This is a genomic window from Mesorhizobium sp. P2_A8 (genome assembly GCF_056404935.1).
Genome location: NZ_JBFUDB010000008.1, coordinates 35,941 through 51,326, shown reverse-complemented (window position 1 = coordinate 51,326; position 15,386 = coordinate 35,941). Strand labels below are relative to the sequence as shown.

At 62.9% G+C, this 15,386-nt stretch carries 11 protein-coding genes; 3 read left to right on the top strand and 8 right to left on the bottom strand.

Annotation, left to right across the window (positions count from 1 at the left end; translation table 11 throughout):
* Positions 1–2: 2 nt before the first annotated feature.
* From AC1D10_RS23060 to AC1D10_RS23025, 8 genes are all read right to left on the bottom strand, one after another.
* Positions 3–1,631, bottom strand: coding sequence for an alpha-D-glucose phosphate-specific phosphoglucomutase (locus AC1D10_RS23060; protein ID WP_477275918.1), 1,629 nt, complete (start codon positions 1,629–1,631; stop codon positions 3–5).
* Positions 1,632–1,634: 3 nt separating this feature from the next.
* Entirely contained in the window at positions 1,635–3,080 is a 1,446-nt protein-coding gene (glgA, locus tag AC1D10_RS23055) for a glycogen synthase GlgA (protein WP_477275916.1), read from the bottom strand.
* Positions 3,081–3,170: 90 nt separating this feature from the next.
* Entirely contained in the window at positions 3,171–4,436 is a 1,266-nt protein-coding gene (gene glgC / locus AC1D10_RS23050) for a glucose-1-phosphate adenylyltransferase (RefSeq protein ID WP_379105902.1), read from the bottom strand.
* A gap of 19 nt (positions 4,437–4,455) precedes the next feature.
* Positions 4,456–6,669, bottom strand: a complete 2,214-nt coding sequence (gene glgB, locus AC1D10_RS23045) for a 1,4-alpha-glucan branching protein GlgB (protein WP_477275913.1) — start codon at positions 6,667–6,669, stop codon at positions 4,456–4,458.
* A gap of 122 nt (positions 6,670–6,791) precedes the next feature.
* Complete coding sequence (locus AC1D10_RS23040) at positions 6,792–9,260, bottom strand: glycogen/starch/alpha-glucan phosphorylase (protein WP_477275911.1); 2,469 nt, start codon at positions 9,258–9,260, stop codon at positions 6,792–6,794.
* A 132-nt stretch (positions 9,261–9,392) separates the two neighbouring features.
* Positions 9,393–10,175 (bottom strand): ATP-binding cassette domain-containing protein, encoded by a 783-nt coding sequence (locus AC1D10_RS23035; RefSeq protein ID WP_477275909.1) that lies wholly within the window; start codon positions 10,173–10,175, stop codon positions 9,393–9,395.
* Positions 10,176–10,177: 2 nt separating this feature from the next.
* Positions 10,178–11,239, bottom strand: a complete 1,062-nt coding sequence (locus AC1D10_RS23030) for an ABC transporter permease (RefSeq protein ID WP_477275907.1) — start codon at positions 11,237–11,239, stop codon at positions 10,178–10,180.
* A gap of 159 nt (positions 11,240–11,398) precedes the next feature.
* Positions 11,399–12,376, bottom strand: coding sequence for a sugar ABC transporter substrate-binding protein (locus AC1D10_RS23025; protein ID WP_379106630.1), 978 nt, complete (start codon positions 12,374–12,376; stop codon positions 11,399–11,401).
* 267 nt (positions 12,377–12,643) lie between these two features.
* On the opposite strand from AC1D10_RS23025, the gene AC1D10_RS23020 reads away from it, so the two are divergent.
* Genes AC1D10_RS23020 through AC1D10_RS23010 form a run of 3 tightly spaced genes read left to right on the top strand, consistent with a single transcriptional unit; the run spans position 12,644 to position 15,236 of the window.
* Complete coding sequence (locus AC1D10_RS23020) at positions 12,644–13,870, top strand: ROK family transcriptional regulator (protein ID WP_477275905.1); 1,227 nt, start codon at positions 12,644–12,646, stop codon at positions 13,868–13,870.
* Complete coding sequence (locus AC1D10_RS23015; RefSeq protein ID WP_477275903.1) at positions 13,870–14,316, top strand: RbsD/FucU family protein; 447 nt, start codon at positions 13,870–13,872, stop codon at positions 14,314–14,316. The genes AC1D10_RS23020 and AC1D10_RS23015 overlap by 1 nt, the downstream gene beginning before the upstream one ends.
* The gene (locus AC1D10_RS23010) at positions 14,313–15,236 is read left to right on the top strand and encodes a carbohydrate kinase family protein (protein WP_477275901.1); all 924 of its coding nucleotides are present in this window, start codon (positions 14,313–14,315) and stop codon (positions 15,234–15,236) included. The genes AC1D10_RS23015 and AC1D10_RS23010 overlap by 4 nt, the downstream gene beginning before the upstream one ends.
* Positions 15,237–15,386: the final 150 nt, after the last annotated feature.

The following is a 15,386-nucleotide window of genomic DNA, read 5'->3' as shown; positions in this document are numbered from 1 at the left end:
CATTAAGTGATGACACTCGGCTTGGCGCGGCCGGTATGGCTGCGAATCCCGGCAATATCATCGGCCGCCGATATCAGATCGGCAAGAGCGACTTGGGTGTCGAGATCGTGCCTCGACTTGTCCGGCTCGTAGCGTTCGATGTAGACGCGCAGCGTCGCCCCAGACGTGCCGGTGCCCGAAAGCCTGAAGACGACGCGCGAGCCGCCTTCGAACAGCACCCTGATGCCCTGGTGTTCGCTGGTCGAACCATCGACCGGATCGTGATAGGCGAAGTCATCGGCACTGGCGATGGTCATGCCGCGCACGCTGGTGCCGGGCAGCGCGCCAAGCTTGGCGCGGAGTTCGTCGACCAGCGCATTGGCGCGGTCAGTCTCGACCTCCTCATAGTCGTGGCGCGAATAGTAATTGCGGCCATAGGTCGCCCAATGCTCGGTGACGATCTGCTTGCAGCTTTCGCCGCGCGCGGCGAGGATGTTGAGCCACAGCAGCACCGCCCACAGGCCGTCTTTTTCGCGGACGTGGTTGGAGCCGGTGCCGGCGCTTTCCTCACCGCAGATCGTCGCCATATCGGCGTCGAGCAGGTTGCCGAAGAACTTCCAGCCGGTCGGCGTTTCATAGATGCCGATGCCGAGCTTTTCGGCGACACGGTCGGCAGCGCCGCTGGTCGGCATCGAGCGGGCGATGCCCTTCAGGCCTTCCTTGTAGCCGGGCGCCAGACGGGCGTTGGCAGCAAGCATGGCGACCGAATCCGACGGGGTGACGAAGATACCCTTGCCGATGATCAGGTTGCGGTCGCCGTCGCCGTCGGAGGCGGCGCCGAAGTCCGGCGCGTCCGGGCCCATCATCTCGTCATAGAGATGCTTTGCATGGACGAGGTTCGGGTCCGGATGGTGGCCGCCGAAATCCGGCAGCGGCTTGAAATTGCGGCAGGTGCCGTTGGGCGCGCCAAGCCGGTTTTCCAGGATCTCCTTGGCGTAGGGGCCGGTCACCGCATGCATGGCGTCGAAGCGCATGCGAAAGCCGTATTTGAAATTGGCGCGGATGGCGTCGAAATCGAACAGGCTTTCCATCAGTTCGGCATAGTCGGCGACCGGATCGATGATCTCGACCGGCATGCCGCCGGCCTCGACCGTGCCGATCTTGTCGATGTCTATCGCTGCGATGTCAGTGGTCTTGAAGTTCGCAATCGTCTTGGTCTTTTCGAAGATCGCGTCGGTCAGCTTTTCCGGCGCCGGGCCGCCATTGCCGGCATTGTACTTGATACCGAAATCCTCGTGCGGGCCGCCCGGATTGTGGCTTGCCGAGAGGATGATGCCGCCAAAGGTCTTGTATTTGCGGATGACGTGCGAGGCGGCCGGCGTCGACAGGATGCCGCCCTGCCCGACCATCACCTTGCCGAAGCCGTTGGCAGCAGCCATGGCGATCGCCTTCTGGATGACCTCGCGGTTGTAGAAGCGGCCGTCGCCCCCGATCACCAGGGTCTTGCCCTTGAAGCCGTCCAGGGCGTCAAAGATCGACTGGATGAAGTTCTCGGCGTAGTGCTCCTGCTGGAACACCGGCACCTTCTTGCGCAGGCCCGACGTGCCGGGTTTCTGATCGAAATAGGGCTTGGTGGGGACGGTCCGTATCATGCTTCAGGCAACCCTTTTCGAAAGCAGCGAGCGATAGAGTTCAACGTATTTTTCGGCACTCTTGTCCCACGACACATCGGCTTTCATGCCCTGGCGCTGCAGCGATTCCCAGACCGCCGGACTGGCATGGGCATCGACGAGGCGGCGCATGGCGTGCAGCAAGGCGCCGCCATTGTTGGGCGCGAACTGGAAGCCGGTGGCGACACCGGCCGAGACGGCAGCCTCGTTGGCGTCGATGACGGTATCGGCCAGGCCGCCGGTGCGGGCGACCACTGGCACGCAGCCATAGCGCAGGCCGTAAAGCTGCGTCAGGCCGCAGGGCTCGAAGCGCGAGGGAACCACGATGGCGTCGCATCCGCCTTGCATGATGTGCGAGAGCCCCTCGTCGTAACCGACGACGACCCCGATGCGGCCGCGATGCCGCGCCGCGGCCGCAAGCAGCGCGCCTTCGAGGCCGGCATCGCCCGAGCCCAGGATGGCCAGACGCGCGCCCGTCGCGACGATGCCGTCGATCACCAGCGCCAGTATGTCCATGCCCTTCTGCCAGGTCAGGCGGCTGACGACGCAGACGATCGGGCTGTCGTCGCGATCGAGGCTGAAACGGTCCTCGACGGCGGCCCGGTTGGGTGCGCGCGCCTTCAGCGTCCCGGCTGAGTAGGCGGAGACCAGATGCTTGTCGGTTTCCGGATCCCAAATGCCGGTGTCGATGCCGTTGACGATGCCATAGAGATCGCTGGAGCGCATGTTGATGAGGCCGTCGAGGCCCATGCCGAATTCCGCCGAGCGGATCTCCTGCGCGTAGGTCGGGCTGACGGTGGTGATTGCCCAGGCCGCCTGCAGCCCGGCCTTGAGGAAGCCGACACCGCCGTAATATTCGACGCCGTCGAGCGCCATCGCCACCGCCGGCAAGCCAAGCTCGCCGAAGATGCCGGCGCCGAACTGGCCCTGGAAGGCGAGGTTGTGGACGGTCATCATCGAGGGGATGCCGACCGCCTTGCCGTAGCGCATATAGGCCAGGGTCATCGCCGATTGCCAGTCATGGGCATGGACGATGTCCGGCTGGTAGCCCGAGATGGCACCGCCGGCGATGTCGCCGCCGACCTGGCTCAGCGCCGCGAAGCGCCGCCAATTGTCCGGCCAGTCGACGCCGGTCGCGTTGCCATAGGGGCCGCCGGGACGGTCGAACAGATGCGGCGCGTCGAGCACGAAGAGTTCGAGCCCGGCGAGTTGGACAGAATGGACGGAAGCCTTGCCGCCCTGCAGCAAGGGGTACTGCAGAACCGCCCTCTTTTTCTTGAAGGCGGCCATCACGGTCGGAAAGCCGGGGATGAGCGTGCGCATGGTCACGCCCTTGGCCGCCAGCGCGATGGGCAGCGCGCCGGTCACGTCGGCAAGCCCGCCGGTCTTGATCAGCGGGAAGATCTCGGGCGTGACCGACAGAACCTGCATGCGCCTACAATCCGATCCTGTCCGTTCTAGAGTTCTTTGTTTGGCACAATTCCGGACGGAAAACCGTTTCAGACCTTGCCTGGAATTGCTCTAAAGCTTCAGCTTGTCGATCATGTCCTGTGTGACCAGGCAGATGCCCTTTTCGGAAACGCGGAAACGCTTGGCGTCGAGGACGGGGTCTTCGCCGACCACCAGCCCTTCCGGTATCCTAACACCGTGGTCGATGACGACGCGCTTCAACTTTGCGTTCCGGCCGACATGAACGTCGGGCAGCATGACGACTTCTTCGAGCGTCGAATAGGAGTTGATGCGCGCGCCGGTGAAGATCAGGCTTCTTTTCAGCGAGGCGCCCGAGACGATGCAGTCGCCCGAGACAAGCGAGGAGACGGCGGAGCCACGGCGGCCATCCTCGTCATGGACGAACTTTGCCGGCGGCTTCAATTCGGCATAGGTCCAGATCGGCCAGTCGCGGTCGTAGAGGTCGAGCTCCGGCGTGATATCGGTGAGATCGATATTGGCTTCCCAGTAGGCGTCGACCGTACCGACATCGCGCCAGTAGGCTTCGTTCTCGGCGGTCGAACGCACGCAGGATTTGGCGAAGCGGTGGGCGATCGCCTTACCGTGCTGGACGATATAGGGAATGATGTCCTTGCCGAAATCGCGGCTCGAGCCCGGCTCGGCGGCATCGCGGCGCAGTTGCTCCATCAGGAACTTGGTCTTGAACACATAGATGCCCATCGAGGCCAGGGCGAACTCCGGCTTGTCAGGAATGCCAGGCGGATCGGCGGGCTTTTCAACGAAGGCGATGATGTTGTCCTTGGCATCGACATGCATGACGCCGAAGCCGGTGGCCTCCATCCGTGGCACTTCGAGGCAGCCGACGGTGACGTCGGCATTGGCGTCGACGTGCTGGCGAAGCATCAGCTCGTAGTCCATCTTGTAGATGTGGTCGCCAGCGAGGATGACCATGTATTCGGGCCCGTAGGCCTCGATGATGTCGATGTTCTGGTAGACGGCGTCGGCCGTGCCTTCATACCACTGCGTTTCCGAGACACGCTGGCTGGCCGGCAGGATGTCGAAACTCTCGTTTCGCTCGGGCCGCAGGAAGTTCCAGCCGCGCTGCAGATGTCTGATCAGCGAATGCGCCTTGTACTGGGTGGCGACGCCGAGGCGGCGAATGCCCGAATTGAGCGCGTTGGAGAGCGCGAAGTCGATGATGCGCGTCTTGCCGCCGAAATAGACAGCCGGCTTGGCGCGCCGGTCGGTCAGTTCCTTGAGGCGGCTGCCACGGCCGCCGGCCAATACGTAGGCCATGGCATCGCGCGCCAGCGGCTGGGTCCGTTTCAAGTCTGCCATTTCTACCCTCCCAAGTTACTCAGTCTGCGACAAGCTCGAGCATGATCGTCGACAACGGCGGCAAAAGCATCGTCGCGAAGATGCTTCCTCCCTCCGCCCGCGCCTCGACCAGGCCGCCATTGCCCTTGCCGGAACCGCCATATTCCGAAGCGTCGGTGTTGATGATTTCGCGCCAGTTTCCGGCCTTCGGCAACGGCACGCGATAATTGTCGCGTGGCACCGGCGTGAAATTGGAGATGACGGCCACCGGGCTGCCGCCCGGCGCGCTGCGCAGCCAGGCAAAAACCGAATTCTGGCTGTCGTCGACGATCAGCCAGGAAAACCCTTCCGGTTCGCAATCGCGGCCATGCAGCGCCGGGCGCGAACGGTAGAGATAGTTGAGATCGCGCACCGTCTGCCAGACGCCACGATGCGGGCGGAACTCAAGCAGGTTCCAGTCGAGCGCGCGTGCCTCGCTCCATTCGCGGCGCTGCGCGAACTCCTGCCCCATGAACAGCAGCTTCTTGCCGGGATACCCCCACATGAAGGCGTAGTAGGCCCGCAAGGTCGCGAATTTCTGCCAGTCGTCGCCGGCCATCTTGCCAAGCAGCGTGCCTTTGCCGTGCACGACCTCGTCATGCGAGAGCGGCAGCACGAAATTCTCCGAGAAGGCGTAGGTCAGGCCGAAGGTGAGATCGTTGTGGTGGTGCTTGCGAAAGATCGGCTCCTTGGAAAAATACTCCAGCGTGTCGTGCATGAAGCCCATGTTCCACTTGAAGCCGAAGCCCAGCCCGCCTTCATGCACCGGTGCCGAGACCTTCGGCCATGAGGTCGATTCCTCGGCGATGGTCATCACGCCCGGATGGTGACCGTAGACCTCCTTGTTCATCTTCTGCAGGAAGCTGACCGCCTCGAGGTTTTCGCGACCACCCTTTTCGTTCGGGATCCATTCGCCCTGCTTGCGCGAATAGTCGAGGTAAAGCATCGAGGCGACCGCATCGACGCGCAAACCGTCGACATGATATTTTTCGGCCCAGAACAACGCATTGTTGACGAGGAACGACACCACCTCGCGGCGACCGAAATTGTAGATCGCGGTGTTCCAGTCGGGATGAAAGCCCTTGCGCGGATCGGCATGCTCATAGAGTGCGGTCCCGTCGAAATTGGCCAGGCCATGCGCGTCGACCGGAAAATGCGCCGGGACCCAGTCGAGAATGACACCGACGCCGGCGCGGTGGGCGCCATCGACGAAACGAGCAAAGCCGTCCGGATCACCGAAGCGGGCCGACGGCGCGTAGAGCCCGGTCGTCTGATAGCCCCAGGACGGGTCATAGGGGTGTTCGGAGATCGGCATGAATTCGATATGCGTGAAGCCCGTCTCGACGACATAGGGGATCAGCCGGTCGGCCATCTCGTCCCATGACAGGAAGGTCCCGTCGTCGCGAAGCTGCCACGAACCGGCATGGACCTCGTAGACCGAGATGGCTTCGCGCCGGTGATCGGCATTGCGCCAGAAATTGCGGTGCGCCTCGTCGCCCCATTCATGCGCCGGCGGCACGGCAACGACCGAAGCGGTGGCCGGACGCAATTCAGATTTGAAGGCGAACGGGTCGGCCTTCAGCGGCAGCCTGACGCCATCGGGGCCGATGATCTCGTATTTGTAGGGCCGCCCGGCACCGATGTCGGGCACGAACAGTTCCCAGATGCCGGTGTCGCGGCGATCGCGCATCGTGTGCCTGCGACCGTCCCATTCATTGAAGTCGCCGACCACCGAGACGCGCCGTGCATTGGGGGCCCAGACAGCAAAATGCACGCCGGTGGCGCCCTCGTGCTCGATAGCATGGGCGCCGAGCTTGTCGAACAGCCTGAGGTGTGAGCCTTGGGCGATGTAATAGTCGTCCATCGGGCCAAGCACCGGACCGAACGAATAGGGATCGGTCAGCCACCAGTCGCCGCCGGCATTGCGCGCGTGATAGCGCAGCGGCTGCCGCTTCCTGATCGAGAGCTTGCCTTCGAAAAAACCGCCATCGTCGCGCCTGGACAGTTCGCCGGCGATGATGCCGGTCAGCGTGTAGGCGGTGACGAACTCCGCATGCGGAACGAAGCAGCGGGCAAACAGGCTCTTGCCGACCTCATGGACGCCAAGGACCGCGAACGGATCGCCATGTGTGCCGGCAACAATCGCCGCGACATCGCCAGCTGTCGCCAGTCCGTCCGGCCCGCTTGTCGCAGCGGTCACGCGCGGCTTCTTCATCAGGCAGTGTCCCTCCCCGGGCACGACTCTTTGTTTTTGTTCATGTCGTTGTCCCAAAACCGCTACACACTTTTGGGCGACATGAACCTGGACCACATTGGTCGCGGTCCCATGCAATCACATCAGACGGGCACGTTCCAGATTTCTTTCGCATATTGGCGGATCGTGCGATCGGAGGAGAACCAGCCGACACGCGCAACGTTGCGGATTGCCCTGGCGTACCAGTCGGGACTGTTGCGCCAGACAGCGTCGACTTCGCGCTGCGCGGCGGCGTAGGCATCGAAATCGGCGGCGACCATGAACCAGTCGCTGGTGTAGAGACCGTTGATCAACTCACGGTAACGCTCCGGATCGTCCGGCGAGAAGACGCCCGACGAAACGGCGGCCACCGCCTGCGACAGTTCCGGTGAAGCCTCAATGACGGCGCGCGGGTTGTAGCCATTGTTGCGCCGCTCGGCGACCTCGGCGGTGGTGAGGCCGAAGATGAAGATGTTGTCGTCGCCGACACACTCCTTGATCTCGACATTGGCGCCGTCGAGCGTGCCGATGGTCAGCGCGCCATTCAGCGCGAACTTCATGTTGCCGGTGCCCGATGCTTCCATGCCGGCGGTCGAGATCTGCTCGGAAAGGTCGGCAGCCGGCATCATGATCTCGGCCAGGCTGACATTGTAGTTCGGCACGAACACCACCTTCAGCAAACCGCGCACGGCCGGGTCGCGGTTGATGACCTTCGCGACGTCGTTGGCGAGTTTGATGATTAGCTTGGCGTTGTGGTAGCTGGGCGCCGCCTTGCCGCCGAAGAATTTCACGCGCGGCATCCACTCGCGTTCCGGGTGCGAGCGGATCTGGTCGTAGAGCGCGATCGCTTCGAGGATGTTCAGGAGCTGGCGCTTGTATTCGTGGATGCGCTTGATCTGGATATCGAACAGCGCCGAGGGATCGACCTTGATGCCGAGCCGGTCGGCGACGAGATTGGCCAGCCGCGTCTTGTTGGCGCGCTTGACGGCGGCGAACTTGTCGCGAAAGGCGGCGTCGTCGGCGAAGGCATCGAGATCCTTGATGGCGTCGATGTCATCGAGAAAGCGGTCGCCGATCGCCTCGCGGGCGAGCGACGTCAGCCCGGGATTGCACTGGATCAGCCAGCGCCGCGGCGTGATGCCGTTGGTCTTGTTGTTGATGCGATCGGGATAGAGCTTGTGCAGGTCGGCGAACACCGTCTCCTTCATCAGATCGGTGTGAAGAGCCGAAACGCCGTTGATGGAATGCGAGCCGACAAAGGCCAGATTGCCCATGCGCACCCGGCGGTCGCCATTTTCCTGGATCAGCGAGATGCGGCTGATCTGTTCGTCCGAGAACTGGTCGGAGGCACGCGCCTCCAGAAGCACTTCGGCGTTGATGGCGTAGACGATCTGCATGTGGCGCGGCAGCAGCCGCTCGAACAGCGGCACCGGCCAGCTTTCCAGCGCTTCGGGAAGCAGCGTGTGGTTGGTGTAGCCGAAGGTACGCTTGGTGATGCTCCAGGCAAGATCGAAATCCATGCCGTGGACGTCCATCAACAGGCGCATCAACTCGGGCACAGCGATGGCCGGATGGGTGTCATTGAGATGGATCGCAGCCTTGTCGGGCAGCGACTTCAGATCGCCATACTGGCTGAGATGGCGCTGGACGATGTCCTGCAGCGAGGCGGTGGAGAAGAAGTACTCTTGCCTGAGCCGCAGCTCCTGCCCGGCCTTGTGCGAATCCGCGGGATAGAGCACGCGTGACAGGGCATCGGCCTTGTTGCTTTCGGCAAGCGCGCCGATATGGTCGCCGGCATTGAACTTGTCGAGCAGGATCGGATCGACCGGCATGCCCGACCACAGCCGCAGCGTGTTGACGCGGTTGGCCCGCCAGCCGACGACGGGCGTGTCATAGGCGACGGCCAGAACATGCTCGGTCGGCTTCCAGACATGGCGCTCGAGCCGGCCGTCCTTCGAGGTGATCGATTCCACCGAACCGCCGAACCCGACCTCGAAGGAGCGTTCGCGCCGTTCGAACTCCCAGGGGTTGCCGTGATCGAGCCAGGTCTCGGGCAGTTCGACCTGCCAGCCGTCGTGAATCTCCTGGCGGAACATGCCATTGGCGTACCGAATGCCGTAGCCATGCGCGGGAATATCGACGGTCGCCATGCTTTCCATGAAGCAGGCAGCGAGCCGGCCAAGGCCGCCATTGCCAAGTGCGGCATCCGGCTCGAGTGCGGCGATGAGGTCGAGATCGACGCCAAGCGAGGACAAGGCCTCTCGCATATTGTCCATCAGGCCGAGATTGGAGAAGGCGTCGCGCATCAGACGGCCGATGAGGAACTCCAGCGACAGATAGTAGACGCGCTTTTCCTTCTGGTCGTAGGCCTCTTTCGTCGCCTGCATCCAGTGATCGACAATGCGGTCGCGCACGACCTTGATCGAGGCGGTGAGCCAGTCGTACTGGGTCGCGACGGTGGTATCCTTGCCGACCCTGTATTTGAGGGCCATCAAGACTTCCCTTGCGAGCGTCTCCGGGTCAGGATTTTTGAGCAGTGGCGGGAGGGGTTCGGATGTCATAGCGCGCGTCATGCTGCCTCTCGTGCGGTTGCCATGATCATACCGGCTTTCATCGTTCCTCCCAGCCCATGCTAGCCGATACTCCCACATGTTCAATCGATTTAGATGAACCCGCGCGGAGTTACCCTGCGGCAATTTGACAGTTCAGGCCGCCAGTGCCGCCTCCGGCGGAACCTTGGCTCCCGTCATGAAGGCCACGGCATCCGACATCGTATATTGCTTGGGATCGATGACGCAGAGGCGACGACCCAGCCGGTGGATGTGAATGCGGTCGGCGACTTCGAAGACATGCGGCATGTTGTGCGAGATGAGCACGATCGGCAGGCCGCGTTTCTTGACGTCGAGGATCAGTTCGAGCACGCGGCGGCTCTCCTTGACGCCAAGGGCGGCAGTCGGTTCGTCCATGATCACCACGCGACTGCCGAAGGCGGCGGCGCGCGCCACGGCGACGCCCTGGCGCTGGCCGCCCGAGAGCGTCTCCACCGCCTGGCTGATGTTCTGGATGGTCATCAGTCCAAGTTCGGTGAGCTTGTCACGGGCGCGCTTTTCCATCGCCGGCCGGTCGAGCATGCGCAGCCATTGGCCGAGGAAGCCGGGTTTGCGTATCTCGCGGCCGAGGAACATGTTGTCGGCAATCGACAGTGCCGGCGATAGCGCCAGGTTCTGGTAGACGGTTTCGATGCCGGCTTCGCGGGCCTCCATCGGCGATTTGAAGGCGACGGGTTTGCCTTCAAGCCGGATCTCGCCTTCGTCGGGCGCGGCCGCGCCCGAAATCGCCTTGATGAGCGACGACTTGCCGGCGCCGTTGTCGCCGATGACGGCAAGGATTTCGCCCGGATAAAGATCGAAGTCGGCATTGTCGAGAGCGGTGACGCGGCCATAGCGCTTGATCAGACCGCGCGCGGTAAGGATGGGTTCCTGGGTCATGACTATGCCGAAACCTTTCTGATCCATTGGTCGATCGCCACGGCGCCGATGATCAGCACACCGGTGAGCAGCACCTTCCATTGCGGGTCGGCGCCCAGCATGTTGAGACCCATGGAGACGACGCCGACGATCATCGCCCCAAACAACGTGCCCAGGATCGAGCCGCGTCCGCCGAACAGAGAAATACCGCCGATCACCGTCGCGGTGATCGCCTGGAGATTGTAGTCGGTGACGGCGGCTGACGGCGAGATCGAGCCGTTTCGGCCGACGGAGACCCAGGCAGCGAAGGCGGCGATCAGCCCAGCAAGGGTGTAGACCGTCATCAGCACCTTCTTGGTCTGGATGCCCGACAGCTTCGCCGCCTCCTGATCATCGCCAACGGCGTAGACATGGCGGCCCCATGCTGTGTGATTGAGCACGTACCAGAGGATTAAGACGAGCACGACCGTGGCAATGACGCCGAGCGTCAGCACCGCCGTGCCGATCTTGAAGCTCATTGCAAAGAGATGCAGCAGCGGCGCCTGGGTGTCGACGTCGGTGTCGCGGATCGTCTCATTGGCCGAATAGATAAAGTTCGTGGCCATGACGATGTTCCAGGTGCCAAGCGTCACGATGAAGGGCGGCAGTTTCATGTAGGCGACCAGCACGCCGTTAAGCAGCCCGCAGGCTGCGCCGGCGGCAAGCCCGATCGCCACGGCGAGAATTGCCGGCATACCGTAGTTGACCGCGCAATTGCCCATGATCACGGCTGAAATCACCATGATCACGCCAATCGACAGGTCGATGCCGGCAGTCAGGATGACCAGCGTCTGGGCAGCGCCCAGAATGCCGACGATGGCGATCTGCTGCAGGATCAGAGTCAGCGTGTAGGACGAAAAGAATCGCCCGCCGATGGTGATGCCGAAGACGATGATCGCCAGAACCAGCACGATCAGCGGCACCGCGGCCGGCGTTGAATGCAGGAAATGCTGGATGCGCTTGACGGCCGATTTGTGCTCGTCGAACGCGGCAACGCTTGTGTCGCTGCCTGAGAGAACCTTTTCGAATTCCTGAGCTTGAGCCATGTTTCCTCCCCGTAGACTTCAGCCAAACGCTGACGCCCGTCCACGCCTTTCCGGTCTGCTGCCGGGATTGTTCGCGGTCACGCGACCCATCGTCCACCCGAAGCGGTCGGGGATCAAGCCCCAACCGCTCAGGTTCCGTAGATGCCTGTCAGACCGGCATCAGCCCCAGCACTTGGCGAGGCCTTCCTTGGTGTCGATGGACTTCACGCCAGTGGCCGGCTTGTCGGTCACCAGGTTGACGCCGGTATCGAAGAAATTCTTGCCTTCGGTCGGCTTCGGCTTGGTTCCGTCCTTGGCGAAAGCAGCGATCGCCTCGATGCCGAGCGCAGCCATCTGCAGCGGATATTGCTGCGATGTTGCACCGATGACACCTTCGGTCACCGACTTCACGCCTGGGCAGCCACCATCGACGGAGACGATCAGCACCTGTTTTTCGAGGCCGACGGCCTTGAGCGCCTGGTAGGCGCCGACAGCGGCGGGCTCGTTGATGGTGTGGATGACGTTGATGGTGTTGTCCTTCTGCAGAAGGTTTTCCATCGCCTTGCGGCCGCCCTCCTCGTTGCCGTTGGTGACGTCGTGGCCGACGATGCGCGGATCGGTCTCGTCGCCGATCTTGTTGGGGTCCTTCACGTCGATGCCGTAGCCCATCATGAAGCCCTGGTCGCGCAGCACGTCCACGGTCGGCTGCGACGGCGTCAGGTCGAGGAAGCCGATCTTGGCGTCCTTGGCCTTGTCGCCGAGCGTGGCGGCAGCCCAGGCGCCGATCAGCTTGCCGGCTTCGAGATTGTCCGTGGCGAAGGTCGCGTCGGCGGCGTCGATCGGATCGAGCGGCGTGTCGAGCGCGATCACCAGCAGCCCGGCATCACGCGCCTTCTTCACCGTCGGCACGATGCCCTTGGTGTCGGATGCGGTGATCAGGATGCCCTTGGCGCCGTCGGCGATGCAGCTTTCGATTGCCGCCACCTGGCTCTCGCTGTCGCCGTCGATCTTGCCGGCGTAGGTCTTGAGGTCGACGCCGAGTTCCTTGGCCTTTGCCGTGGCGCCTTCCTTCATCTTGACGAAGAAGGGGTTGGTGTCGGTCTTGGTGATCAGGCAGGCGCCGACACCGGCCGCGGATGCAGACGACGCAAACGCCATCAGACCCAGAGCAGCGGCGGCAAACACGGTCGATTTCAACAGTTTAATATTGGTCACGATTTTCCTCCCAATGGAACCATCCGGATGCCGGCCAACCGGCATCTGCAGCGCATCCAACGAATTTCTCCCAGCGTGGACGCTGCCTCAACAGACACCAGAGCGAAGTCTCTGTCAATAATTAAATCACTCTTATTTATTATTGACAGCCTTGCTTCGTTCACCCATTCTAGCCCAAAAGCATTGCGGGGAAACGACGGGAGGAACAGGGTGGAGACCGCCATTGCGAGGCACGGTTCGCCCGAGGTGAATGACAGTCTCATTCACCGCGGCACCAACCAGAGCGGCATGCGGGACCACAACGAGCGGTTGGTGCTCTCGCTGGTGCGCCAGCACGGCAGCCTGGCGAAGTCCGACATCGCCCGCATGACCGGGCTTTCGGCGCAGACGGTTTCGGTCATCATGCGCGAACTGGAGGAAGAAGGCCTTCTGCTGCGTCAGGCGCCGTTGCGCGGCAAGATCGGCCAACCCTCCATCCCAATGGCGCTCAATCCCGACGGCGCCTATTTCATCGGCCTGAAGATCGGCCGCCGCAGCGCCGAACTCGTGCTGATCGACTTCCTTGGCCATGTCCGCTCGATGCTGCAGCATTCCTATCGTTATCCTGCACCGCGCGAGACGGTGGACTTCGTCAGCAACGGCATGCGGCAGATGCGCGGCGAGCTGACGGCTGCGCAAGACAAACGCATTGCCGGCCTCGGCATCGCCATGCCGTTCGAATTGTGGAACTGGGCCGATACCGCCGGCGCCCCGCGCGACGCCATGGACGAATGGCGTCACCGCGACATCAGGGCCGACATCCAGGCGCAGTGCGATTTTCCGGTCTACCTGCAGAACGATGCGACTTCGGCTTGTGGCGCCGAACTCGTCTTCGGCCAGACCGGTGCCGCGCGTGACTTCGTCTATTTCTACATCGGGGCCTTTGCCGGCGGTGGCATCGTGCTGAATGGCCGGCTTTTTGGCGGGCCAACCGGCAATGCCGGAGCACTCGGCTCTATGCCTGTGCCGGGGCCGGATGGCATGCCGACCCAGCTGATCGACGTGGCGTCCATCGCCATGCTCGAAAGGGCGCTCAATGCGCGCGGCGTCGAGGCTTCGCATCTGTGGACATCGCCGGAAGACTGGGGCGAGATCGGCCCCGAACTCGATGACTGGATCGCCAGCGCCTCGCAGGCGCTCGCCTATGCCATCGTCGCCGCATCGTCGGTCATCGATTTCGAAGCGGCGGTGATCGACGGATGGATGCCGAAGGCCGTGCGCCGCCGGCTGGTTGACGCCGTCATCGAGGCCATCGCCACGATCGACGGCGAAGGGCTGAAACTTCCCGCCGTTCGCGAGGGAACCGTCGGCATCCATGCCCGCGCCCTCGGCGGCGCCAGCCTGCCGCTTTCCGAACGCTTCCTGATCGGTTCGACGACGATTTCCAGGAGCGCCTGATGCTGATCGGAATCCCGGCACTGCTTGGTCCGGAACTTCTGGCGATATTGCGCGCCATGGGCCATGGCGACGAGATCGCCCTTGTCGACGGAAATTATCCGGCAGAGCAACAGGCCAACCGGCTCGTCCGAGCCGATGGCCATCATCTCCTGCCGGTGCTCGACGCGATCTTGAGCGTGCTGCCGGTCGACGATGCCGTACCAGAGGCGCTGTTTCGTGCCTCGGTCAAGGGCGACCCCTCGCTTGCCGATCCCGTGCACCACGAGATCGAGGCGCTATGCGCAAAACACGCTCCGGGCCGCAAGGTGGTTGCGCTGGCAGGTGCCGACTTCTATGCACGGGTCAAATCAGCGCATGCCATCGTCGCGACCAGCGAGCCGCGGCTCTACGCCAACATCATCATCCGTAAGGGCGTGATCTATCCGCCGGAGACCAGGAAACCATGATCCTCTGCTGCGGCGAAGCCCTGATCGACATGCTGCCGCGCACCACGACGGCGGGCGAGCCGGCCTTTGCCCCCTATGTCGGCGGCGCGGTGTTCAACACGGCCATCGCGCTTGGCCGGCTCGGCGCGCCGGCCGGCTTCTTTTCCGGCCTGTCGTCGGACCTGTTCGGCGGTCAGTTCAGGGACGCACTTGGGGCGAGCAAGGTCAGTTCCACCTACGCGCACACCTCGCCACGTCCGACCACGCTGGCCTTCGTCAAACTGGACAACGGCCAGGCCACCTATACATTCTACGACGAGAACACCGCCGGCCGCATGCTGACCATCGACGACCTGCCGCAGCTCGGCAGCGAGATCGAAGCCATGCTGTTCGGTGCCATCAGCCTGATCTCTGAGCCTGCCGGCAGTGCCTATGAGGAATTCATGAAGCGCGAGCATGAAAGCCGGGTCATGATGCTCGATCCCAACATCCGGCCGAACTTCATCCCGGACAAGGCCAAGCACCTCAGGCGCATCCGCGCCATGATGGCGATGGCCGACATCGTGAAACTGTCGGACGAAGATCTGAACTGGTTCGGCGAAGCGGGCTCGCACGAGGATGTCATCCGCAACTGGCTGGATCGCGGCCCCAAGCTGATCGTCGTCACGCGTGGCAGCGAAGGCGCCATCGGCTACACCAAGGAACACGCCGTCACGGTGATGACGGAGAGGGTCGAGGTGATAGACACGGTCGGCGCCGGCGACACATTCAATGCCGGCATCCTCGCCTCGCTGCAGGAACAAGGCCTGCTGACAAAGACGGCAATCGCCGGCCTCTCGCAGGACGCCATCAGCAAGGCACTGGCGCTCGGTAACAAGGCGGCGGCCGTGACCGTGTCGCGGGCCGGCGCCAATCCGCCCTGGCGGCATGAGATCGCCTGACAAGGCGCCAAACTGCCTGGAAGCGTTGGGATTGTCGATCACTTTATGTTTCGCGTGACCGCGCCGATCCGATATAAACCGGTGGCGGCAGCTGCCGAAGCCCGGATTTCAGGCATCTCGCGCGATCAAGCGGGAAATCCGAGGTAACAG

Bases quoted from the DNA above. Each gene is read 5' to 3' on its own strand.
- AC1D10_RS23060 (WP_477275918.1), bottom strand. From the start codon at position 1,631: ATGATACGGACCGTCCCCACCAAGCCCTATTTCGATCAGAAACCCGGC.
- glgA (WP_477275916.1), bottom strand. From the start codon at position 3,080: ATGCAGGTTCTGTCGGTCACGCCCGAGATCTTCCCGCTGATCAAGACC.
- glgC (WP_379105902.1), bottom strand. From the start codon at position 4,436: ATGGCAGACTTGAAACGGACCCAGCCGCTGGCGCGCGATGCCATGGCC.
- glgB (WP_477275913.1), bottom strand. From the start codon at position 6,669: ATGAAGAAGCCGCGCGTGACCGCTGCGACAAGCGGGCCGGACGGACTG.
- AC1D10_RS23040 (WP_477275911.1), bottom strand. From the start codon at position 9,260: ATGACGCGCGCTATGACATCCGAACCCCTCCCGCCACTGCTCAAAAAT.
- AC1D10_RS23035 (WP_477275909.1), bottom strand. From the start codon at position 10,175: ATGACCCAGGAACCCATCCTTACCGCGCGCGGTCTGATCAAGCGCTAT.
- AC1D10_RS23030 (WP_477275907.1), bottom strand. From the start codon at position 11,239: ATGGCTCAAGCTCAGGAATTCGAAAAGGTTCTCTCAGGCAGCGACACA.
- AC1D10_RS23025 (WP_379106630.1), bottom strand. From the start codon at position 12,376: ATGGCGTTTGCGTCGTCTGCATCCGCGGCCGGTGTCGGCGCCTGCCTG.
- AC1D10_RS23015 (WP_477275903.1), top strand. From the start codon at position 13,870: ATGCTGATCGGAATCCCGGCACTGCTTGGTCCGGAACTTCTGGCGATA.
- AC1D10_RS23010 (WP_477275901.1), top strand. From the start codon at position 14,313: ATGATCCTCTGCTGCGGCGAAGCCCTGATCGACATGCTGCCGCGCACC.